The organism is Aquisalinus flavus (assembly GCF_014640095.1).
In the GTDB taxonomy this organism is placed as follows: Bacteria; Pseudomonadota; Alphaproteobacteria; order Caulobacterales; family Parvularculaceae; genus Aquisalinus; species Aquisalinus flavus.
In genome coordinates, this window is record NZ_BMGH01000001.1 from 1,230,338 (window position 1) to 1,253,566 (window position 23,229).

General features: G+C 61.3%; 20 protein-coding genes. 4 read left to right on the plus strand and 16 right to left on the minus strand.

Annotated elements, in window-relative coordinates; translation table 11 throughout:
- The first annotated feature begins 100 nt into the window (after positions 1-100).
- On the plus strand, positions 101-1,231 hold the full coding sequence (locus IEV88_RS05650) for a helix-turn-helix domain-containing protein (protein WP_188160278.1): 1,131 nt from the start codon (positions 101-103) through the stop codon (positions 1,229-1,231).
- Positions 1,232-1,444: 213 nt separating this feature from the next.
- On the plus strand, positions 1,445-2,191 hold the full coding sequence (gene lexA / locus IEV88_RS05655) for a transcriptional repressor LexA (RefSeq protein ID WP_188160279.1): 747 nt from the start codon (positions 1,445-1,447) through the stop codon (positions 2,189-2,191).
- A 20-nt stretch (positions 2,192-2,211) separates the two neighbouring features.
- On the opposite strand, the gene IEV88_RS05660 is transcribed toward lexA, so the two are convergent.
- Positions 2,212-4,425 carry a ComEC/Rec2 family competence protein gene (locus IEV88_RS05660; protein ID WP_188160280.1) on the minus strand — a complete coding sequence of 738 codons (2,214 nt, stop codon included), beginning with the start codon at positions 4,423-4,425 and terminating at the stop codon, positions 2,212-2,214.
- Between the two features lie 87 nt (positions 4,426-4,512).
- Here IEV88_RS05660 and gltX point away from each other — a divergent pair, with 87 nt between their 5' ends.
- Positions 4,513-5,916, plus strand: coding sequence for a glutamate--tRNA ligase (gltX, locus tag IEV88_RS05665; RefSeq protein ID WP_188160281.1), 1,404 nt, complete (start codon positions 4,513-4,515; stop codon positions 5,914-5,916).
- Positions 5,917-6,029: 113 nt separating this feature from the next.
- Positions 6,030-7,334, plus strand: a complete 1,305-nt coding sequence (gltA, locus tag IEV88_RS05670) for a citrate synthase (RefSeq protein ID WP_188160282.1) — start codon at positions 6,030-6,032, stop codon at positions 7,332-7,334.
- 98 nt (positions 7,335-7,432) lie between these two features.
- Here the strand turns inward: gltA and lpxB are convergent, their stop codons facing one another.
- The 15 genes from lpxB to rpsB all read right to left on the minus strand — a co-directional run bounded on the left by lpxB (position 7,433) and on the right by rpsB (position 23,179).
- Positions 7,433-8,635: a lipid-A-disaccharide synthase gene (gene lpxB, locus IEV88_RS05675; RefSeq protein ID WP_188160283.1), complete on the minus strand. Its 1,203-nt coding sequence runs from the start codon at positions 8,633-8,635 to the stop codon at positions 7,433-7,435.
- Positions 8,613-9,482: an LpxI family protein gene (locus IEV88_RS05680; RefSeq protein WP_188160284.1), complete on the minus strand. Its 870-nt coding sequence runs from the start codon at positions 9,480-9,482 to the stop codon at positions 8,613-8,615. Before IEV88_RS05680 ends, lpxB begins: the two co-directional genes overlap by 23 nt.
- Before the next feature lie 3 nt (positions 9,483-9,485).
- A complete protein-coding gene (gene lpxA / locus IEV88_RS05685; RefSeq protein ID WP_188160285.1) occupies positions 9,486-10,274 on the minus strand; it encodes an acyl-ACP--UDP-N-acetylglucosamine O-acyltransferase in 789 nt (262 codons plus the stop codon).
- Positions 10,275-10,328: 54 nt separating this feature from the next.
- A complete protein-coding gene (gene fabZ, locus IEV88_RS05690; RefSeq protein ID WP_188160286.1) occupies positions 10,329-10,799 on the minus strand; it encodes a 3-hydroxyacyl-ACP dehydratase FabZ in 471 nt (156 codons plus the stop codon).
- An 8-nt stretch (positions 10,800-10,807) separates the two neighbouring features.
- Complete coding sequence (gene lpxD, locus IEV88_RS05695) at positions 10,808-11,884, minus strand: UDP-3-O-(3-hydroxymyristoyl)glucosamine N-acyltransferase (RefSeq protein ID WP_188160287.1); 1,077 nt, start codon at positions 11,882-11,884, stop codon at positions 10,808-10,810.
- 157 nt (positions 11,885-12,041) lie between these two features.
- Entirely contained in the window at positions 12,042-12,671 is a 630-nt protein-coding gene (locus tag IEV88_RS05700) for an OmpH/Skp family outer membrane protein (protein ID WP_188160288.1), read from the minus strand.
- Positions 12,672-12,735: 64 nt separating this feature from the next.
- A complete protein-coding gene (gene bamA / locus IEV88_RS05705) occupies positions 12,736-15,267 on the minus strand; it encodes an outer membrane protein assembly factor BamA (protein WP_229731413.1) in 2,532 nt (843 codons plus the stop codon).
- A 76-nt stretch (positions 15,268-15,343) separates the two neighbouring features.
- Positions 15,344-16,627 carry an RIP metalloprotease RseP gene (gene rseP / locus IEV88_RS05710; RefSeq protein ID WP_188160289.1) on the minus strand — a complete coding sequence of 428 codons (1,284 nt, stop codon included), beginning with the start codon at positions 16,625-16,627 and terminating at the stop codon, positions 15,344-15,346.
- Positions 16,628-16,658: 31 nt separating this feature from the next.
- The gene (gene dxr, locus IEV88_RS05715; RefSeq protein ID WP_188160560.1) at positions 16,659-17,858 is read right to left on the minus strand and encodes a 1-deoxy-D-xylulose-5-phosphate reductoisomerase; all 1,200 of its coding nucleotides are present in this window, start codon (positions 17,856-17,858) and stop codon (positions 16,659-16,661) included.
- A 90-nt stretch (positions 17,859-17,948) separates the two neighbouring features.
- Complete coding sequence (locus IEV88_RS05720; protein ID WP_188160290.1) at positions 17,949-18,806, minus strand: phosphatidate cytidylyltransferase; 858 nt, start codon at positions 18,804-18,806, stop codon at positions 17,949-17,951.
- Positions 18,790-19,461: a polyprenyl diphosphate synthase gene (gene uppS / locus IEV88_RS05725; RefSeq protein ID WP_373291178.1), complete on the minus strand. Its 672-nt coding sequence runs from the start codon at positions 19,459-19,461 to the stop codon at positions 18,790-18,792. Before uppS ends, IEV88_RS05720 begins: the two co-directional genes overlap by 17 nt.
- 223 nt (positions 19,462-19,684) lie before the next feature.
- Positions 19,685-20,245: a ribosome recycling factor gene (gene frr / locus IEV88_RS05730; RefSeq protein WP_188160291.1), complete on the minus strand. Its 561-nt coding sequence runs from the start codon at positions 20,243-20,245 to the stop codon at positions 19,685-19,687.
- A 31-nt stretch (positions 20,246-20,276) separates the two neighbouring features.
- On the minus strand, positions 20,277-21,026 hold the full coding sequence (pyrH, locus tag IEV88_RS05735) for a UMP kinase (protein ID WP_188160562.1): 750 nt from the start codon (positions 21,024-21,026) through the stop codon (positions 20,277-20,279).
- A gap of 251 nt (positions 21,027-21,277) precedes the next feature.
- The gene (tsf, locus tag IEV88_RS05740; RefSeq protein ID WP_188160292.1) at positions 21,278-22,204 is read right to left on the minus strand and encodes a translation elongation factor Ts; all 927 of its coding nucleotides are present in this window, start codon (positions 22,202-22,204) and stop codon (positions 21,278-21,280) included.
- 150 nt (positions 22,205-22,354) lie between these two features.
- On the minus strand, positions 22,355-23,179 hold the full coding sequence (gene rpsB, locus IEV88_RS05745; protein ID WP_188160293.1) for a 30S ribosomal protein S2: 825 nt from the start codon (positions 23,177-23,179) through the stop codon (positions 22,355-22,357).
- Positions 23,180-23,229 lie beyond the last annotated feature (50 nt).

Below are 23,229 nucleotides of genomic sequence, written 5' to 3' on the forward strand. Positions count from 1 at the left end.
ATCCCGGACGGGTCGGACAGGAACGCGGCGGATACACGACGCCTGACCGGTTGATGCCCGCCGGAAACCGGTCGTATAAATGGCCATGCAAAGCGAGGGAATGATTGCTCTATCGGCGGCAAATGTCGCGATCGCCGCGGCGGGCACCCTGCTTGCCCTGCGCAGCGACAAAGGCGTGCGCCTGCGCCTAGCCTCTGTGCTGGCCTGTCTTGCCGGCATTGCTGCCCTGCCCCTGATCGCTACCTTCGCGCGGGGTCTGTACGAATTCTATCTGCCTCTTGTATTGCCCATGCTTCTGGCCTTGCCGCCCGCCATCTATCTGTATGTCAGCGAACACACCGCCGAGAGGTCAACCGGCATGCCAAGCTGGCGGCACGCCGCGATGCCGCTGGCGGGGCTGGGGATTGCGCTGGGCTACTGGCTGTTGCCCGCCGCCTCCCGCTCGACAATGCTGGTCGATGGCGCGCTGCCTGAAGGGGTAATGCCGGCCGCGCTCGCATTTCTGACCTTCACCCTGGTCCTGCTCTGGTGCCTGTCATCCTTCGGCTATCTCGCCATGGTCATCAGGAAGCTGCGATCCTTCCGGGCGCGATTGAAAGACCAGTATTCCAATCTTTACCAGCGGGAGCTGAGGTGGATTGACTGGCTGACCGTGATGATCGTTGTCCTGTGGTGCCTGTCGGCAATCACGATTGTCTCCGACAATCTCGGCCCCGGCCGGCTGTTTGCCGATGAAGCAACATTGGCTCTGGCCGCGGGCGTTCTGCTGTTTCTGATCGTGTTTGCGACGGCGCCAGCCAGCAGGCAGGAAGCGGTGGCGGATATGCCTGGGCAGGCATCGGATGAGCTACCAAAAGGCAAGTATGAACGCTCGGCACTGTCGCCGGAGATCGCCGACACAATCGCCGGGCGGATTGAAGCGGCGATGAGCCAGGGTCAGCTTTATCTGGACCCGGATTTGTCCCTGCAGCAATTGTCGCGCTATGTGCGCGCAGCCCCGCATCACGTATCGCAAACACTGAATGAGCGAATGGGCACGACTTTTTTCGATTTCGTCAGCCACTGGCGGATCGAGCGGGCAAAGCATCTTCTCACCTCTGATAAATCATCAATCCTCGCGATTGCCCATGACGTCGGCTTCAACTCCCGATCGACCTTCTACAAGGCCTTCAGGAAGGAAACCGGCACCACACCGCGCGCTTTCGTGACGGGCAAGAACGCGCCGCTGTAATCAATTTGATCGACGGTTTCGCGTCCGGTGCTCCGCAGCCCCGATGCCCTGCACCCTGCAAGATAGCGGAATTGATCAAACCGCGTTGATTCGCTTGACTCTTTTCTGTTGTCCCCATTGACGCGTGTCTGGAACATGAGTAGAACGTATATGATTTGTTCTACCGGTGAGTCGGCGCCCTGTTCCTGCGGCCCGGCACGGAAAGGAAAGCCCATGTTGACCGCCAAGCAGCGCGAACTGCTCGTTTTCATCAACCAGCGTATCCGCGAGAGCGGGGTCTCGCCCTCGTTCGACGAGATGAAGGAGGCGCTGGACCTGAAATCCAAGTCAGGCATTCACCGCCTGATCACGGCGCTGGAGGAGCGCGGCTTCATCCGCCGCCTGCCGCACCGGGCGCGCGCACTCGAGATCCTCCGCCTGCCTGACGATGTCAGCCAGCACGATATCCGCGCCCGTGGCTTCTCGCCGGAGGTGATCGAGGGGTCCGCCGGCCAGATGAAGGCACCCATGAACGCAAAAGGGGGCTCGGCCGCCAGGCCGGGCAATGTCGCCTCGGTCGCGCCGGCCGCCAATGATGGCGTGGAAGAGATTTCCGTGCTCGGGCGCATCGCTGCCGGCACGCCGATCGAAGCCATTCAGCACGAGCAGGACCGGTTTTCCGTGCCCCGTTCCATGCTGCGTTCTGGCGAGCATTTCGCCCTTGAGGTCCAGGGCGATTCCATGATCGACGCCGGTATCCACGATGGCGATATCGTGCTCATCCAGCGAGCAGATGACGCCATGTCCGGCGACATCGTCGTTGCCCTTGTCGATGACGAGGAAGCGACCCTGAAACGCCTGCGCAAGAAAGGCGCATCGATCGCGCTTGAGGCGGCAAACCCGCTCTACGAGACCCGTATTTTCGGCCCGAACCGGGTCAAGGTTCAGGGCAAGCTGGTCGGTCTGCTGCGCCAGTACTGAGGTCGCGGCGGATCAGGGCATCACCCGACGCCGCCGGCGGTCCATGGCCTTGTCCCCCTGGCCGCGCGATTGGTGCGCAACGTCACGCGGCCGTTGCGATCGATGGTGATCGCCAGCGTGCCGTCACGGGCGATCTGGCCAGTTTCGATCAAGCGCGCACGGCATCTGCCGGCGCGATCCTGTGCAACCGGATAGCGGGCGATGACCAGCTGCGCCATGCCGCAATCCTCGGCAAGGGTCAGCGGCGTGTCCGAGATGGCAATGGTCTGGTCCTCGATGCGCAGCACACAGCCGGTTTGATCGCAGGCTGAGCCCCTGCCGTCACGCGCCAGTTCCGGTACGGTCGCCACGTCGCGCAGATCATCACTCTGTCCGGCCTTGGTGAGCCAGACCCCCGCAGCGAACCGTTCCCGGTTGCGATTCAGCAGCACGGTTTCGCCATCCAGCCTGAAAGCGATGTTGGCGGCATCAGGCGCGATCAGCAGATGCGGCTGCGGGCTATGCCCGCCCAGCAGGAACCCCGCTAGAACCATCACAAGCCCGCCATAACGCAGCGCGGTCTTCATCAGGCAAAGCACGAGCCCGCCGGCGATGACGGTCAGAAAGCCGGAAAGGTTCATCTGTGCGACATGGACCAGTGCACCCGGCCAGCCGGAAACCATGGTGGCGATGTCGATAACGAGACCGACGCCGAAGGCCATCACCTGCCACGCGATCCAGTCGAGTCCGACCGGCATTAGCACCAGCCCCATGATCGCGGCAGGCATGATGACGAAGCCCATGATCGGCATCGCCAGAAGATTCCCGGCTAGGCCGTAGGCAGCGATGCGGTTGAAGTGGAAGATCGCAAACGGGCCCGTCGCCCAGCCCGCCAGAACGCTGGTCATGGCCAGCCCCGCCGTGTACCGCCATGCGCCCCCGAGAGGACCGGCCAGTTTACTCTCCGCGAGCGGATCATATGGCTTGTCCAATTGCCGCTTTTGCCACCACTCATAGGCGGCGATCAGCACCGTCACCGCCGCAAAGGACATCTGGAAGCCCGCCTGGAACAAGGCTTCTGGCCGTAGCACCAGGATCAGCGTTGCCGCAATCGCGACATTGCGCAGCGACAGCGCGCGCCGGTCGATCAGGATGGCGACAAAGAAAATCCCGGCCATGATGTAGGCCCGCTGCGTCGACCACGCTGCACCCGAGATCAGCAGGTAAGCCGTTGCGCCCAGCAATGCCGCCGCTGCCGCCCATTTCTTGACCGGGTAATGCAGCGCCAGATATTCGCTCTGGACCAGCAGGAAACGGATGACGAAGAACAACAGCCCGGCCGCCAGTCCCATGTGCAGCCCCGAGATCGCCAGCAGATGCGCAAGCCCTGCATCCCTCAGCGCCGCTTCGGTCTGCGGTGGCACAGCATCGCGTTTGCCAGTGACCAGCGCAACGCAAACCGCCGCGACTGCAGGGCGATCCGGTCCGATCGCCTCGGTAATCCGGCGTCCCAGCGCCAGCCGCAACGACTCGATACGATGGCCCGTTGTAGGCTCGCCGGCCGTCAAGACTCGCGGTGTGGACACGGCGAATCCGACCGCGCCGATGCGTTCGAAATAGAGCTGGCGGGCAAAATCATACGCCCCCGGCGCGACCGGCGCGGGCGGCGGCGACAGATTGCCCCTGAGCGCGATCACATCTCCCGGCGCCGCCGCGAAGCCGTCACCGCGCCAGGTGAGCCGCACGCGCGCTGGCATCACATCGGCCTCAAGGTCACCAAGCTGCGATGGCGCGATGATCATGCGCCGCCCGTCAGGCCCCTCCTCGACCTCGAGCAACAAGCCTTCGATATCGACAAAGCCGGTCTCCACCGTCAGCACTGGCGCAGCGACCATTTGGGTCCGGATCATCGCCAGCATGAACCCGGCGGTGACCGTGATGATGGCGATTAAAATTATCCCCGCACCGGAAGGCCATGCGTACAAATACCGCCAACCCAAGGCGATCGCGACAAGGCACGCCCCGCCCGCGAGGACGCGCCGGAACGGCGGCTCAACCGGTAAGGAGAAATAAATGCCGATACCCACGGCCAGGAAGACCGGCACCCAGAGGAACCGGTTCGTCCGCTCGGCCCGGATCATACCTGCCAGACGCGCCAGCACACGCTGGCCGAAAGCCTGCCAGGCGACCCGCCTGCCTCTTTTCCGGCGGGCGGCTTGAGTTTCCTGAATGAACGCCGTAGCTCTAGCCCCCATCAGCGTGTTAATGCCCCCACATATCAGGCAACGCATTCCAGGCAACGCCCTCCCGCAACCAATCCAGGAAGGACAGGTTACAGACCGATGAGCCGACAGATCGTTACCCGCTTTGCGCCATCACCGACTGGATATTTGCACATTGGCGGCGCCAGGACAGCCCTTTTCAACTGGCTTTATGCACGGGGCAAGGTTGCCGGCGGCAATGGCAGGTTCCTGCTACGCATCGAGGACACTGACCGCAGCCGCCATAATGAAGGCGCTGTAGCGGCCATTCTCGACGGCCTGTCATGGCTTGGTCTCGACTGGGACGGAGAGCCGATCTCGCAGTTCGAGCGCGCGCCGCGCCATGCCGAGATCGCCAATCAGTTGCTCGAGCAGGGCCGCGCCTATCGCTGCTGGCTTGCCGGTGATGACCTGAACGCGGCCCGCGAGGACGCCAGGTCCGCTGGCAGGCGCTTCGAGAGCCCGTGGCGGGATGCGACCGGCGGCTTTCCTGAGGGCCCCTATTCGATCCGGCTGAAGGCGCCACGCACCGGCGAAACGCTGGTCAAGGATCTGATCCAGGGCGATGTCCGTTTCCCGGCAGAGGCAATGGACGACATGGTCATGCTGCGCTCGGACGGCACGCCGACCTATATGCTCGCGGTCGTCGTCGACGACCATGACATGGACATTACCCATGTGATCCGCGGCGACGACCACCTCGTCAATGCCGGGCGCCAGCAGCAGCTCTATCAGGCGCTGGACTGGGATGTCCCGGCCTTCGCGCATGTGCCGCTGATCCACGGCCAGGATGGCGCCAAGCTGTCCAAACGCCACGGGGCCCTCGGCGTCGAGGCCTATCGCGACCTGGGCTACACGCCGGAGGGACTGGGCAACTACCTCCTGCGCCTTGGCTGGTCCCATGGCGATGACGAGATCATCCCGATGGAAAAGGCAAAGGAGTGGTTCGATGTCACCGACATCAACAAGGCACCCTCCCGGCTCGACACCGACAAGCTGAACCATGTCAACGCGCACTATCTGCACCAGATGGACGATGCGGCGATGATCACGGCTGCCGAGCCGTTCCTCGCCGGCATCGCGGTAACGGACGCCCTCAAGCTGCGTTTGCAGCGCGCTGCGCCGTTCCTGAAGGAGCGCATGCAAACCTTCGCCGACATCGCCGATGTCGCCAGATTCGTGACCATAGAGCGCCCTCTTGATGTCTCTGGAAAGTCCGGCAAGCCCCTGAAAAAGGAGGGTGTTTCAGAGACTCTTCAGGAGATCACCGAGCGGCTTGACGCCATCGGCGATTGGCAGGAAGACAGGCTCGAGCAGGCACTCAAGGACTATGCCGAGGAAAAGGGTGTCGGTTTCGGTCAGGTTGGACCGCCACTGCGCGCGGCCCTGACGGCCGGCCATCCCTCGCCGTCTCTTGGCCAGGTTCTCTATGCTCTCGGCAGGGATGAGTCCCTCGCCCGGATCAGGGACCAGGTCACCGGTTAGGGGACGTCTCAGGCAACTGCGTCAAATCTCATTACCGGGCTGGATATATTTGTAACAGGCCCTATTATCCGGCCAACATTCCAGGAATTTTGCATCGCACAACGGAGTAGACCATGGATAGCAATCTTACGCCCAATGGCGACGTTATTTTCAAGATTAATGACAAGGAATTGACACTACCTGTCTACAGCGGCACCCACGGCCCGGACGTTGTCGACATCAGCAAGTTCTACAAAGACAGCGGCATGTTCACACTCGACCCGGGTTTCACGTCCACGGCGAGCTGCGAATCGCACATCACCTTCATCGATGGCGACGAAGGCACCCTGCTCTATCGCGGCTATCCGATCGACGAGCTGGCGGAGAATTCCGACTTCATCGAGGTCGCCTATCTGCTGCTGTCCGGTGAATTGCCAGACGAAGGACAGTATGCCGGCTTCAAGGATGACATCACCTATCACACCATGGTGCATGAGCACTTCAAGCAGTTCTATGACGGCTTCCGCCGCGATGCCCATCCAATGGCGATCATGTGCGGCGTCGTTGGCGCCCTGTCCGCCTTCTATCACGACTCAACCGACATCCACGATCCGGAGCAGCGCAAGATCGCCTCGCACCGCATGATCGCGAAGATGCCGACCATCGCCGCCATGGCGCATAAATATTGCGTCGGCCAGCCTTTCGTCACGCCGCGCAACGAACTGAGCTACACCGAGAACTTCCTGCGCATGTGCTTCTCGGTCCCGGCTGAGGATTACGAGGTCAACAAGACGCTGGCGAGCGCGCTCGACAAGATCTTCATCCTGCATATGGACCATGAGCAGAACGCGTCGACCTCGACCGTGCGTCTTGCCGGGTCCTCCGGCGCCAATCCATTTGCCTGCATCGCTGCCGGTATTGCCTGCCTGTGGGGCCCGGCCCATGGCGGCGCCAATGAGGCCGCCCTCAAAATGCTGCAGGAGATCGGCACAAAAGATCGCATCCCGGAATATATCGAGAAGGCGAAGGACAAGTCCGACCCGTTCCGCCTCATGGGCTTCGGTCACCGCGTCTACAAGAATTACGATCCGCGCGCCAAGGTCATGCAGAAGGCCTGTCACGAGGTTCTCGACGCTCTCGACATCAAGGACGATCCGCTGCTGGAAGTGGCCATGGAACTGGAGCGAATCGCGCTCGAGGACGAATACTTTATCGAGAAGAAGCTTTATCCCAATATCGACTTCTATTCCGGCATCACGCTGAAGGCGATGGGCTTCCCGACGTCCATGTTTACCGTCCTTTTCGCCGTCGCCCGGACGGTGGGCTGGATCGCCCAGTGGCAGGAAATGCTGGAAGATCCGAACCAGCGCATCGGCCGCCCGCGCCAGATCTATACCGGCGCCGCCAAACGCAGCTTCGTCGCTCGCGACGATCGCTAGATCAACCGGCGTTCAAATTGAATCATTTTGAACGCAGAAATTCGATCTATTTCAAAGGCGTAGAGCATCTTTTTACGCCCGGTCGCCCGCAAGATGCTCTAGGACTTTCTGGCGGCGAGACGCAGGACTGCTTCGGCAGCGCGTGCCGCCGCCGGTTTGTCACTGAGACCGAGCTTCGGCAGAAAATCATCGAAAGCCGTCAGCTGCAGCTGGCGGCTTTCGTCATGGGTCAGCACCCGTGTCACTTCCTCGGCCAGCATCGCCCCCGTACAGTCATTCTGCAGCAGCTCGGGGATGATCTCGCGCTGGGCGGCGATATTCAGGATAGAGACATAATCCGATATCATCACCCGCTGCGCCCAGTAATAGGTCAGCTCGTCGACGCGATAGGCGACCACCATCGGCGTGCGGGCAATGGCAAGTTCCGTCGAAACCGTTCCTGATGCCGCCATTGCCGCATCGGCGGCCCGGAACACGCTGAACCGGTCCTCCGGCGAGGCGTACAGAACCAGATCCTCGACCGGGGCGAACAAGTCGCGCGTCAATGGCTCTACGGAGGGCACCGGCGTCATGACGAATTTCAGGTCCGGCATCTGCGCATGCAACAGGCGGATGGCATCACAGAACGGATCGGCCAGCCGGGTCACTTCACCCCGGCGGCTGCCGGGCAGAACCAGCAGGAGCGGATCGTCAACAAGGCCGTTGGCTTGCCGCCAGCCTTTCGGATCACCCGCCTGGCGAGCGGCCCGCTCGAAATTCGGATTACCGACAAATTCCGCTGCCACGCCCTCCCGCTCGAAATAGGCGGGCTCGAACGGCAGCAGGGTCAGCACGGCGTCGAAATACTGCTTCACGAAGTCGACCCGCTGCGGCCGCGAGGCCCAGACTTGCGGCGCAGCGTATTTCACGACCAGCGTATCCGGCGCGTAATGCTTCATGCGCTTGGCGCCAATGCGGCTGAAGGTCCAGCCATCAATGAAGATCGCAATATCGGCCCTTTCCCTCGCGGCAAGCTCGGCAAGGTCCCTTGCCCGCTTCATGCCTTCGGGGATGGCGCCGATCACATCGGTGAACCCGACAACCGAAAAGGCATCGATCGGAAAAGCGCTCTCGAACCCGGCCTTCGACATCTGCTCGCCACCACAGCCAAAAAACCGTGTTCCGTCAGGCGCACGCTGCTTCAGTTCGGCATAAAGGGCCGCGCCAAGACTGTCGCCCGACGGCTCAACCGCGGCCAGCATGATCGTCAGCGGTCTGTCGGGCGTGATCACTTGGCCCTCATCGTGGTTCCAGGTCTTCACCAGTAAATCCGTACACGAAGAGGCCGCTTTCATCGGCAGCGGCAGCGACCTCTTCCCGGTCGATGATCAAGCCTGCCTCCGCCTCGATCGCGATTCCGGCTAGTCCCGCTGCGGCGGCATTGCGGACGGTCTCGATCCCGATGGTCGGCAGGTCGACCCGCAATTCCTGTCCGGGCTTCGGCCGCTTCAGCAACACGCCGCGACGGCCGATCTCCTCGTCAGGTTCATAGCCGCGCATGTCTTCCGGCAGGGAGGCGCAGCGCTTGAGCATGGCATCGGTGCCCTCTGCCGCTTCGATCGCCAGCACATGGCCATTGCGCACGACCGCCGCCTGGCCAATGTCGAAACGTCCGAGCGCCTTTACCACCTGCGCAGCCTTGGCCAGATCATTGAGATCGCGGTCGGATGGCGCCAGCTTACCGATGGTCCCGGCCGGTGCGAACAGATTCTCGGCCACTTCCTCGGCGCCGACGACGACGAACCCTTCGGCCTCGAACAGTTCGACCAGCGTGTTGAGCAGCGCCCCATCGCCACGGCGTGCCGCGGCTATGACCTTGGGCAGCAGCGCTGCCGCGCGCCAGTCAGGCTTCAACTGCGCGAAGTTCGGCCGGGAGACAATACCTGCCATCACGACCGCATCGCATCCCTGTTCCTTCAGCACCCGGACGAGCTTGCCGAATTCGGCGATATAGACGACCTCGCCATCATAGGCATCGAGGGCTTCGTCGGTATAGCCTTTCAGGCGGATGACGTAATAGGGGCTGGCCGTCGTCTCGCAAGATCGCGCCAGCCTGATCGGCAAATTGCCGCCGCCCGCGATGATTCCGAGTTTCGTCCAGCGCTTCATCGGCTAGCCTTTCGGGGTGCACAGAGCGCGGGAAGAGTCCGCCTTCATGAACTCTATGATTGTCATGACTTCCTGCGAATGGGCGAACATGGCGGTCACGTCCTCGATACGCTCCTGCAAGGTCCCTTCACGGGCAAACAGCAGCCGATAGGCGGCACGAATATCGTGAATTACCTGACGGGACGTGCCGCGCCGTTTCATGCCGACAATGTTCAGCCCTTCGAGCCGCGCGTGATTGCCGATAACCGACCCGTACGGAATGACGTCCATTGTCACCAGCGCCGCGGCGCCGACGAAGGAATAAATCCCCACACGGCAATATTGGTGAACGGCCGATAGTCCGCCCATGAAAACGAAGTCGCTGACGATGACATGACCGCCCAGCGTGGCGTTGTTCGCCATGATGACATTATTGCCGACAATACAGTCATGGGCGACATGGGTCGCTGCCATGAACAGGCAATTATCCCCGATGACCGTCTGGCCGCGACCGGACACGGTGCCGGGATTCATCGTGACGTGTTCGCGCACGGTGTTGTTTCTGCCGATGATGAGCTTTGTGTCCTCTCCCTTGTAGCCGAGATGCTGCGGCGGTCCGCCGAGCACGGCAAAGGGGTGAACGACGGTATTCTCGCCCAGATGCGTATTGCCCGTGAGCACGACATTCCCGAGCAGCTTGACGCCCTTGTCGAGGACCACATTGGGTCCGACCTGGCAAAACGGGCCGATCTCGACATCGTCGGCGATCGACGCTGATGGATCGACTAGCGCAGTCTGGTGAATGGTCGCCATATAGGAATTCTTTCAGGAACAGGCCGGTCTGACCCGGCATTAGTCAGTGGGCGTTTACACGGGTGCCGTCAACATCGCGGCAAAGCTGGCTTCGCAGACAACCTTGCCATCGACCTCGACCCTGCCCTCGAACTTCCAGACAGGCGGGCGCTTGTGCGCGACACGGACATGGATATGCAATTGGTCGCCGGGCACAACGGGGCGGCGGAATTTCGCCTTCTCCACACCCATGAACAGCACGATACGTTCACTCGTATCGAGATTCTCGACATGGGCGGTATAGGCCGCTGCCGTCTGCGCCATTGCCTCGATGATCAGTACACCCGGCATAACGGGCTTGGCCGGGAAATGCCCCTCGAAAAACGGCTCGTTTATCGTAACGTTCTTGATGCCGGTCCCGCCATTATCCCGCGTGATGTTGATGATGCGGTCGACCATCAGCATCGGATAACGGTGCGGCAATATCCTCATGATATCGGCAACCTGAAGCGGTTCGAGATAGTCTTGGATGTCCGTATCCGACATGATCTTTCCTATTCTTCGCCAGTCTGTTCTGGCACGTTTTTCACGGGATCCGTCTTTTTGGAGCCCGTTTTCGCCAGTTTCGTCAACGTCGCGATTTCCTTGAAATATTGGCGGGCCGGTTTGGCCGGCATTCCTGCCCAGGCCTCACCCGGCGGCACATCGCGCATCAGGGCCGACCGCGCATAGATCGTCGCCCCGGCGCCAATCGTGACATGGTCGCTCAACACGACCTGGCCACCAAGCATGGCCCCGTCTCCGATCACGCAGCTGCCGGAAATGCCACACATGCCAGCAAGGGCGCAATTCTTCCCGATCACGACATTATGGGCGATCTGCGCAAGGTTATCTATCTTGGTATAGTCACCGATCTTCGTGTCAGCGAGGGCACCGCGATCGACCGTGGTGTTCGCGCCGATCTCGACTTCATCCCCGAGGATGACGCGGCCAAGCTGCGGCACGCGCAATTGCCGCCCTTCGTGGACGACAAATCCGAAGCCAAGCTCGCCAATGCGGGCGCCTGCCAGGATCCGGCAGCGCTCGCCGAAGATGGCGTGGGTGATCGAGACATGCGCCCCGATCCAGCAGCCTTTCCCCAGGATAACTCCGGCTCCGATCACCGAATTGGCCCCGATCGTGCAGCCGTCGCCAATCTCGGCGCCATCGCCGATAATGGCGGAAGGATGGATCCGGCAATCGGCGCCAATCGTGGCTTCGTCAGTGCCCGTCGGGACGATTGACGTCTCGGAAATCGACTCGTGCAGCGCCCCGGCGAGCAGGGCAAAGGATGCCCTGACATTGGCGCAGGCGATCAGTCCGGTCCTTTCGTGAAGCCCCGCCTCGCGCGCCGCATCCAGCAGCCGCTCAGGCAGCAGGCAGGCTGTCGGCGGATTGGTCGCAATACCCGCGAGCAGTTTGGCGTCACGAACGAACATGGCCGCACCATTGCGATCATCATCCTCGATGCCGCAAACATGGCTGATCGTCTGATCCATACGGCTATCCTCGACCACTGCGCCTTCGCAGAGCGCCGCGGCGCGGACGAGATCGACGGGATCAGCAGTGGTGAAAAAGCGTGAATCTGGCATGGATCATCCGTTGTTACAGCAATTTTGATGGACGCCTGCGCGGTTTGTGTCAACCGGCAGTGCCGGGAGTATCGACAAACAAAAAGCCTGCCAAAAGGCAGGCTTTTCATGTTCTTAGCGCCCTTCCCGGCGTCGCGGGAAGATTTGGCCGAGCGATCTATTGCTGCTGGGCTTGCTGCGCCGCCTGTGCCTGGCGGGCTGCTTCCTGCAGGTCGACTTTTTCGACCTTGACCGTCGTGATCTTGGCGTCGAGCCGCTTCAGCGCTTCCTCGGTGATATCTGTCGATTTTGCCGCGTACAGCACGTCGGCGCGCTCCAGCAGCAGGGTTGCCCCCCGTTCATTGACAATCGCCTCGAGGATCGGGCCAGCCGCCTCGTTGATCTGCGAAATCGCCTTCTGCTCCGCAAGGTTGAGTTCGCGAACCTTGACCTCTCGCAGGACCGGGATGTTCTGGCGGCGCACAGCGAGCTTGCGAGCCTCCTCGGTGAACGCTTCCTCGGTCATGGAATCCTGCTTGCCCTGAAGCTCCTCGGCGGCCTTCACCAGCTCATTGACTGTTGTCTCGAGCTCGCTGTTGGCGGAGTTCTGCAGCGTTTCCATCTGGCTGGAAATCGACTCGCCGGCCTTTGACAGGCCGATCAGGCGCGCCTGGTCGACGATCAGGATGACCGGTGCATTGGCCGAGGACTGGGCCTCGGCGGCCGGCATCATCTGGCTAAAGCCGGCGGCGGCTGCGACGACAGCCGCGGCAGCGAGGGCAACAAATGATTTCGATTTTATAAACATGGTCTGGCCTGTTGTTTGGTTACTGATCACATCGCCCCCGCAGCGAAAACCTTGCCATGGGGTCCTAGAACTGTCCACCGGCACTGAAACGGAAGGATTCGGTCTCGTCATAATCTTCCCGCAGGAGAGCCTCGGCAATGTCGATGCGGACCGGACCAAACGGAGAATTCCAGTCGATCGAGATACCGGCAGACGCGCGCAGCGAGAGGTCGTCCTGGATCGGTTCGTCGAAGATGCCATCGCCATTGTAATCGACGTAATTGGCAATGTCGTCGTTCAGACGCTTGTCGTCCTCGTCGACGATACCGGCCGTGCCGACATCGGTGAACAGCGAGGCACGGATGCCGTACTCTTCCGGGAATGGAAGCGGCAGCAACATCTCGGCCGTGCCGACCACGAAAGCCTTGGCACCGATCGCGCGATTACGCTGTCCCTGCGGACTCACCTGACGGGGGCCGATACCGGCGATCTCGAAGCCGCGGAAGGTAGAGCCGCCGCGATAGAAGCGGTCGGTCAGACGGATCTTGTCACCACCCCAACCGTCGACATAGCCGACATTCAGCTTCAGCGAGCCGACAAAGTCATAGGGCAGCGATTTGTAATGCGCCGACGCGAATTGCGTCTTCAGATACTGCACATCCCCGCCAACACCGGCGAAGGTCTGGGACAGGCTCGCACGCCAGCCATTGGCCGGCCGGTACGGATTGTCGAGACGGTTGAATTGCAGCGAGTAGCCCAACGCAGAGGTAAGGAAGTCGCCTTGAGACTCGCAGGTAGGCTGCAACTGGTTGGCAATGAAATCGCAGTAGTCACCAGAGACAGCGAAGCCACCCTGGGATGGCGAAGTCGTAATATCTGCCCCCGGAACGACGAGCGATTCCGCTTCGTCCTCGTCTTCGACAAAGCCGGTAAAGCTGGACTCGATCAGAACGTTATCGCGGCGCAGCAGGTAGTTCAGGTTCAGGCGGGCGGACTCGGAGACCGGGAAGCCGACATTGAGGCCACCGCCGAGACTGTCCTGCACGAAGCCGGCCTCTTCATAGTCGAGGCGGGTATTGTAGACATCGAAGCCGGCAGCAAGATTGCGGTCGAGAAAGTAGGGCTCCCGGAAACTCACCTGTACCGAGCGGGTCCGCGCGCTGGCCCGCAGATCAAGCTGCAGAAGCTGGCCACGGCCGAGCAGGTTGCGCTGCTCGATCGACATGTTGGCGATGAAATCGTCCGTAGAGGATACACCAGCACCGACCGAGAACGACCCGGTAGATTGCTCAGTCACCTTCAGATCAAGCACGGTGCGATCAGGCGCCGAGCCCGGAGACTCACTGATCTCGACGTCGGAGAAATAGCCAAGACCCTGAACCCGGCGTTCGGAGCGCTCGACGAGGATCTTGTTGAACGCATCCCCCTCGACAAGACTGACCTCGCGGCGGATGACCCTGTCGAGCGTGTTCGTGTTCCCGCCGATATTGATCCGCTCGATATAGACACGCGGGCCTTCATTCACCCGGAAGGTAACGTCGACCGTCCGCGCTTCGGTGTTGCGGGTCAGTTGCGGATTCACGTCGACGAAGGCATAGCCGGAGATACCCGTGGAATAGGTTATTGCTTCGGTCGCGCTTTCGATCAGTTCACTGTTGAAGGTCGTCCCGCTGCGGATCGGCACGGTGCGGCGCAGCAGATCTTCATTGACCCTTTCCAGCGTGGTCTGAACATCGATATTGCCGAATTCATATTGGGGGCCTTCCTCGACCTGGAAGGTGATGAAGAATTCCTTGCGGTCCGGCGTCAGCTCGGCGACGGCAGAAACGACCTGGAAGTCGGCATAGCCGCTCTGGGTGTAATGCTTGCGGAGCAATTCGCGGTCATATTCGAGGCGGTCCGGGTCGTAATTGTCATTGCTCTCGAAAATGTTCCACCACCGGCTTTCGGCGGTCAGCACGACATCGCGCAGCTCGGCATCCGTATACACGTCATTGCCGATGAAGTTGATCTTGGACACGCCGGTGACCGGGCCTTCGTCGATCTCGAAGATCACATCGACGCGGTTTTGTGGCAGTTCCGTGATCTTCGGCGTCACTGTCGCGGCGAAGCGACCCGACCGGCGATAGACCTCGATGATGCGCTGGACGTCGGATTGCACCTTGGCCTGCGTATAGATTACGCGCGGCGCCAGTTGCACCTCTTCCTCGAACTTGTCTTCCTTGGTGCGGCGGTTGCCTTCATAGATGATCCGGTTGACGATCGGGTTTTCCGCGACCTCCACGACCAGCACATTGTCGACAAGGGCGATATTCACGTCCTTGAAAAGCCCCGTGCCGAACAGGGTTTTCAGCGCGGTGTCGAGGCTCAACTGGTCGACCTCCTGGCCAGCGCCGATGGTCAGATAGGAGCGCACCGTATCGGACTCGATACGCTGGTTCCCCTGGATGATAACCTGCCGGACAAAAGCCGACTGCTGTTCCTGCTGAACGGCGGCAGAGGGAGCATCCGGAACCGGTTGCGTCTGCGCTGCAGCCTGTCCTGAGATAATCAGCGCCGCGCAAACCGGCAGTACGCTGACAGATTTCAGTACCGCGCGCCGTAGCCGCGAAAACACAATAAAAGGTGCTCGATGCATCCCTGCACTCATCCTATACCCTCTCCGCCCAGTACTAAGTTCTGTAGTCGTCGATCTATGAGGTGAACAGCTGGGTCACGTCATTCCACGAAACGAATACCATTAACGATAACAAAATAACAATCCCGATTTTGAAACTGACCGCCTGCACCGCCTCGCTCACAGGGCGACCGGCGACCGCCTCATACCCGTAAAACACGAGATGGCCGCCATCAAGTACCGGCACGGGCAGAAGGTTCAGGAAGCCGACGCTGATCGAGATCATCGCGGCCATGTTCAGGAAGTTGAAAAAGCTGACCTCCAGGCGGCGCACGAGGGAAACTTCCATTTCACCGCCATCGGAGAACCCGGCCATGGCAGACTGGCCGGCATATTTGGCGATCTTTACCGGGCCGCCAAGCTGCTCGATACCCTCCTTGCCAAGGATGATCCGGCCAAGGAAGCGCACGGTCACCGCCAGCACCTCATAGACCTGTCCCACTGCAGCCTTCACCGCACCGAAAGGCCCGTATCGCACCATGCGATAGGCATCGGGGTCAGACCCGATTCCAAGAATGCCGGCACGAACCTTGTTGCCATAGGCATCCAACGTCTCGGTCCGGATCGGCATCGCCGTCAGGGTCATGATCTCGCCGCCCCGATTGATGACCAGCTCCAGCTGCTCGCCGCTCGACAGCTTCACGATGTTAGACATCTGCTGGAAACTGTTGACCTTGCGGCCATTGATCGCCTCGATACGGTCGCCGGACTGAAGCCCCGCTTCCTCGGCCGCCGTGCCTTCCTGCACCGTGCCGACCTGCGCTTCATAGACAGGCACTTCGCCAGCCATCATAAACAGGCCGGTCAGGATCACGACCGCGAGGACAAAATTGGCAAATGGACCGGCGGCCACGATCAGGGCCTTCTGCCAGAGCGGCTTGAAATGGAAGCAGACGCGTCGCTCTTCCTCGGTCAGGTTTTCGGCCAGACGCGCCTTTTCGCTGCCCGGCGGGAACTGCGTCATCATCGGCTTGGGCTCGTCACCGCTTTCGTCGCTATCGCGCGCGCGCTCGGCGTTCTGGACCTTTTCGGACGGGTCCGAAGCCGGTCCGGCATCGCCAAAGAACTTGACGAACCCGCCAAGCGGCAGCATCGCGACACGCCACTCCGTGCCATGCCTGTCCTTGCGGCTGAACAGCGGCTTGCCGAAGCCGATGGAAAACACGTCGATCTTCACCCCGCACCAGCGCGCGGTCTGGAAGTGACCCAACTCGTGGAAGAAGACGATGAAGGACAACAACACGATGAAGGAAATCATCGTGATGCCGAAAGTGAACAGATTTTCCAGTATTAGCTGCATAACCCAGGGCTCAATCGTTAATCGTCAAGGATCAATTCAGGCTGGCAACGGCGGCGCGCGCATCGGCGCGGGCCATCCTGTCTGCCGCGAGAAGAGTTTCAAGGGAAAGACCCTCCCTGCCAGAGGCCCCGATCCGGGCTGTACAAGTCGACAAAACTTGCTCTGTGACGCGGGTGATGTCCAGAAATTTAAGATGACCATTCAGAAAGGCCGCCACGGCCACTTCATTGGCGGCATTGAGCACGGCGGGGCAATAGCCATCCGCATCAAGCGCCTCGCGCGCAAGCCTCAGCGCCGGGAACCGCTGGGGATCCGGCGCCTCGAATTCCAGCGCGCCCATCGCCATCAGGTCCAGCTTGGGGCTGGGCGAATCAAGCCGGTCTGGCCAGGCCAGCGCACAGGCTATCGGCGTGCGCATATCAGGCGAGCCGAGTTGTGCGAGGACCGAGCCGTCGACATATTCGACCATCGAGTGGATCACCGATTGCGGATGAACGATGATCTCGATCTGCTTGTGTGGCGTGGGGAAAAGCCGAGCCGCTTCAATCAGTTCCAGCCCTTTGTTCATCATCGTCGCCGAATCGACAGAGATTTTCGCACCCATGGTCCAGTTCGGATGCGCGACCGCCTGCTGCGGCGTCACCGACGCCATCTCGGCAAGCGAAAAAGTCCGGAATGGGCCGCCGGAGGCGGTCAGGATCAGCCGTGTGATGCGATGCGGGCGGTCGAAATCATAGACCTGGAAGATGGCATTATGCTCTGAATCGACCGGCAGCAGCTGGCCGCCGCCTTGCGCCATTGCATCCATGAACAGCGCGCCGGCGCAGACGAGGCATTCCTTGTTGGCAAAGGCGATATCGGCGCCGCGCCGCGCCGCCGCGAGGGTCGGCTCGAGCCCGCCTGCCCCGACGATCGCAGCCATCACCCAGTCGGCGTCACGATTGGCCGCCTCGATCAGGCCGCTCATCCCCGCGCCGGTCTCGATGCCGGTGCCTGCAAGACGCTGCTTCAGGTCCTCGTAGTATGTCTCATCGGCCACGGCGACGAATTCCGCGCGATAACGGATCGCCTGCTCGGCCAGCATATCGACCTTGCTGTGGGCCGTCAGCGCGACGACGGTGATATCGGCCTCGCCCCGGGCGCTTGCATGGTCGATCAGATCGAGCGTGCTGGTGCCCACCGACCCGGTAGACCCCAAGATCGTCACGCGCCGCTTCAGGTCGCGCGGCACGGTGACGGGGGCAGTCGATTGCACGGAAAATGCGTGGTCAGTTGCGCTCACGAATGGCCTTTTCGGGATGCTCGTGCGGGAATCGTTTCCTCATCCCAGCAGACTATACACAAACAGCACGATTGCCAGTGCCACCGTTGCGAAAATCATCCCGTCGAGCCGGTCGAGAATGCCGCCATGCCCCGGAATATAGCCACCCGAATCCTTGACGCCGAAATAGCGCTTGAACGCCGACTCGGCCAGATCGCCAATGATGGTGGCGACCGAGAGCCCCGCGCCGATCAGGGCCAGCACCCATTCCGGGCCTGAACCGATACCGAACAGGCCGATGAGTGCACAGACGATCGTGCCGCAGAGAACGCCGCCGATCGTGCCGGACCAGGTCTTCCCCGGTGAAATCAGAGGCGCCAGTTTCGGCCCGCCCAGCGCCTTGCCGATGAGATACGCGCCGATATCCGTCGACCATACGGCAGCCATCAGAAAGATGACGAGGGAGCGGCCATCCGCCGGCTCTGCCCTGATCCAGACCAGCGCGACGCAGGGCATGATGACATAGAAAACGCCGATCAGCGGCCACATCGAGGCACGGTTGGCCGTATACTCCATCGCCACGGCAAACATCCCGCCTGCCAGGGCACAGAGATAGGCATAGAAGTAAAGCCCGCTCGCCGCGAGAAAGACCGACGAGATGGCCGTGAAGGACAGGATGTAGAAGCCGCTGGAGAACTCCGCCTTCTCGACGAGACGGGTCCATTCGAATACAAGCATGATGCAGAGAAAGGCGATCAGCGCCGAGAATGGCCGGTCACCCAGCCAGACGATACCGAGCGCGACCGGCGCCATGATCGCGCCGGCAATGATGCGCCGGGCCAGCTGGCGGATTTCGCTTACCCCGCCCCCCGTCTTGGCGGCAGGTCGCGCGGCTGGGCTCTTATCCCCGGCCTCCATAGCGCCGCTCCCGTCCATAATACTGCCGCACGGCGTCGAGAAACAACGTTCGGTCGAAATCCGGCCAATAGGCATCGAGAAAGACATATTCGGCGTAAGCGGCCTGCCACAGCAGGAAATTGCTGACGCGGTGTTCGCCGGAGGTACGGATCACCAGATCCGGATCCGGCATGCCGGACGTATCAAGCGCGCGGCTGAGATGGGTCTCCGTGATCTCCTCGGGCTTGATCACGCCCTCGGCGACCTTGCGGGCGATCAGGCTGACAGCGCGGCGCAACTCGTCGCGCCCGCCGTAATTGAACGCGATCTGGAGCGTATGGCCGTCATTTCCCGCAGTCTCACGCTCGGCACGCTCGACAAGGGTACGAATATCGACCGGCAGCGTCTCCTTGTCACCGATGATGCGCACGCGGACATTCTCACGCACCATCTTGTCGAGATCGGACTCGATGAATTGCTTCATCAGTTCCATCAGCGAGCGCACCTCGGTTTCGGGGCGGCGCCAGTTCTCGGTGGAGAAGCTGTAGAGGGTCAGATGAGTCAGCCCCAGCTCGCGGGCGGTTTCGATCGCACGGCGGGCAGCGGCAACGCCTTCGCGGTGACCGGCCACGCGCGGCAGGCCGCGTTCCTTGGCCCAGCGGCCATTACCATCCATGATGATGGCCACATGCCGGATCTGGCGGTCAGGATCTGCAGGTTTCGGCAGGTCGCTTTGCGCCTCGGCGATGGCACGTACCGGGTCAGCCAGCGCAGCGCTGCCATTGCCCGTCAGCGCGCCGGCGATACCGCCGGCCATCTTGCCTGCCTTGCTGATTACTGACACCTGATCACGAGTCCTTTCCGGTAAACGCACCCTATGAGGCCGGGACCGAAATCCCTCAGACCTGCATGATTTCCTTTTCCTTCGCCGCCAGCATGTCGTCGACCTGCTTGACGAAGTCATCCGTCAGTTTCTGGATCTGGTCGGATGTCTTTTTCTGCTCGTCCTCGGGCATGCCATCGGCTTTCTTGACCGCTTCCATGCCGTCGCGGCGGATATTGCGGATCGCAACGCGGGTCTGCTCGGCGTATTTCGCGGCGACCTTCGTCAACTCCTGGCGGCGTTCCTCGTTCAGCGGCGGGATCGGGACGCGTACGCTCTGTCCGTCGGTGACCGGGTTTACCCCCAGGCCACTGTCGCGGATCGCCCTTTCCACGGCGCCGACCATCGACTTGTCCCACACCTGGACCGACAGCATGCGCGGTTCTGGCACGTTTACCGTGCCGACCTGGTTCAGCGGCATTTCAGAGCCATACGCCTTGACCATGACCGGATCGAGCAGGCTTGATGTCGCACGGCCGGTGCGGAGCCCCCCGAATTCCGATTTCAATGACGCGACGGCACCTTCCATGCGGCGCTTCAGCTCGCCCATATCAGGGCCGGTTGAATCCTTGCTCATCGTTGTTCTTCCTTGCTTCTTCTCTAATCGTTCAATCTTTAATAATCGTATACTTGCCGCGTCCGGTCAGCGCCCCGACAACGCCGTCTTCGCTGCCGAGTGAGAAGACGACGATCGGGATATGGTTCTCCCGGGTCAGCGAGATCGCCGCCTGGTCCATCACGCGCAGATCGCGCTTCAGCACTTCCATATAGGAAAGCTCGTCAAAGCGTTGGGCGGAAGGGTCTTTTTTGGGGTCGGCTGAATAGACACCATCGACCTGTGTCCCCTTCATAACGGCATCGCAGCCCATCTCCGCCGCGCGTAGCGCGGCGGTCGTGTCCGTGGTGAAGAACGGGTTACCGGTGCCGGCGGCGAAGATCACCACCCGTCCCTTTTCCATGTGGCGCAAGGCCCGGCGGCGGATATAGGGCTCGCAGACCGAGGTCATCTCGATCGCTGACATGACCCGCGTATGAACGCCGACACTCTCCAGCGCGTTCTGCATGGCAAGGGCGTTCATCACCGTCGCCAGCATGCCCATATAATCGGCGCTCGCCCGCTCCATGCCGTTTTCTGCCATGGACAGGCCGCGGAAGATGTTACCGCCGCCAATGACCAGGCAGAGTTCGACACCGAGGGCGAGACCTTCCTTGATCTGGCTGGCGATTCGGTCGACGGTTTCCTGGTGGATACCGAACTGCCCGGGGCCCATAAGCGCCTCGCCGGAGATCTTCAACAGGACCCGTTTGTAAAGCAGATTATCCGCCTGCGCTGATGTCTTCGCGGCGTGTTCACCCATGATCGTGCTCCCGTTCTGCAACTCGCTACCCCGCATATCACCGCGCACCGATTCCAGCCAGTCCGTCCTTGTCACATGCACGGCTCTTCTGACGAAAAAACGGCGCCGGCAAGGCATTTTGCCAGTATGGCTCTCCGACACGCCGCATCGGCGCGTCGATTGTGCGGGGGTCAAGCCCGCCAGCTCGCGGCAGGGCCCATAAAAAAGGCGCACCGCCTTGGTGCGCCTCTCCATAACACGTCTTCGGAAAACTAGTTACCGCTCATCGAGGCAACTTCAGCCGCAAAGTCGGCTTCTTCCTTTTCGACACCTTCGCCCAGTTCCAGCCGCGCAAAGCCGGTCAATTCGATCGGTGCACCGGCATCCTTGGCGGCATTGGCCACGACATCGGCAATCCGGGTCTCGCCGTCGATCATGGAGATCTGCTCGAGCAGAACGGACTCTTCATAGAACTTGCGCATACGGCCTTCGACCATCTTCTCGATGATCTGCTCCGGCTTGCCGGAGGCGCGGGCCTGATCGGACAGGACGTCCTTCTCGCGCCTGACGACCTCGGCGTCGAGTTCCTCGACCTTCAGCGCCAGCGGGCGGGCCGCGGCGACATGCATGGCGATCTGCTTGCCGACATTGGCAAGGACATCCTTGTCGCCAGTCGATTTCAGCGCGACCATGACACCGATCTTGCCGGCATTTTCCGTCACGACCGTGTGGATATAGGGCACGACGGCGCCGTCCTCGACGCTCAACATCACGGCGCGGCGCAGGGCCATGTTCTCGCCGATCTGGGCGACCATCCCGGTGACATATTCCTCGACCGTCTTGTCGGACCCCGGGTACTTCGCGGCCTTTACGGCGTCGGTCGTCCCGTCGGTGGTCAGGGCAACCTGGGCGATATTCGCGACCATTTTCTGGAACGTCTCGTTGCGGGCAACGAAGTCGGTCTCGGCATTGACCTCGACGAGGATACCGGTCGTGCCGTCGACGGCAGCGGCGACGAGGCCGTCGGCAGCGGCGCGGCCTGCTTTCTTGGCCGCTTTGGAAAGGCCTTTCTTGCGCAGCCAGTCGATAGCGGCTTCGAGGTCGCCGTCGGTTTCCTTCAGGGCGGCTTTGCAGTCCATCATGCCTGCGCCGGTTTTATCTCGCAGGTCCTTGACCATTGCAGCGGTAATGGCAGCCATTGTCATGCTCCTTAATCTGGTTTCGGGCCGGCCCGCATTCGACCGGGCCGCAACATATTGAATTGGCTCAGGCAGCTAGCCTGAAATTGTGACAGGGCGATGACGCCCTGCCTCTGTGCTGGTGCGCCAACCGGGCGCACCGCGCGGCGATCAGGCGGAAGCCTGCTGCTCGTCCGCTGTCTCACCCTCTGCTTCCGACGCTTCGGACGCTTCAGCCGCAGGCTCTTCCAGAGCCGGCTCTGCCGGTGCCTCTTCCATCTCGCCAAGGTCGACGCCCATATCGGCCGCGCTGGCAGACAGGCCGTCGAGAACGGCGTCGGCAACGAGGTTGGTGTACAGCGCGATGGCCCGGGAAGCATCGTCATTACCCGGAATGATCAGGTCGATATTGTCCGGCGAGCAATTGGTATCGACAACGGCCACGACCGGGATGCCGAGCTTCTTGGCTTCCTGGATGGCGATCGCTTCTTTCTTCACGTCGATGACGAACATCAGGTCCGGCAGGCCGCCCATGTCGCGGATACCGCCGAGAGAGGCTTCCAGCTTTTCCTTGTCGCGCGACATGGTCAGCTGTTCCTTCTTGGTCAGGCCGACGCCGCCCTGGGCGAGGATTTCTTCCATCGATTTCAGGCGCTTGATGGAATTGGAGATCGTTTCCCAGTTGGTCAGCGTGCCACCGAGCCAGCGCACATTCATGTAATACTGTGCGCAGCGCTGGGCTGCTTCGGCGATCGGCTGCTGCGCCTGGCGCTTGGTGCCGACGAACAGGACGCGGCCGCCGCCGGCAACCACGTCGCGCACCTTGACGAGCGCCTGGTGCAGGAGGGGAACGGTCTGGGAAAGGTCGATGATATGGACACCATTACGGTCGCCGAAAATGAAATCCTTCATTTTCGGGTTCCAGCGATGGGTCTGGTGCCCAAAGTGTACGCCAGCTTCCAGCAGCTGGCGCATTGAATATTCTGGCAGCGCCATGAGTTACTCCTCGGTTATGTCCTCCGCGGGAATGTGGAAGCCGACGGCCA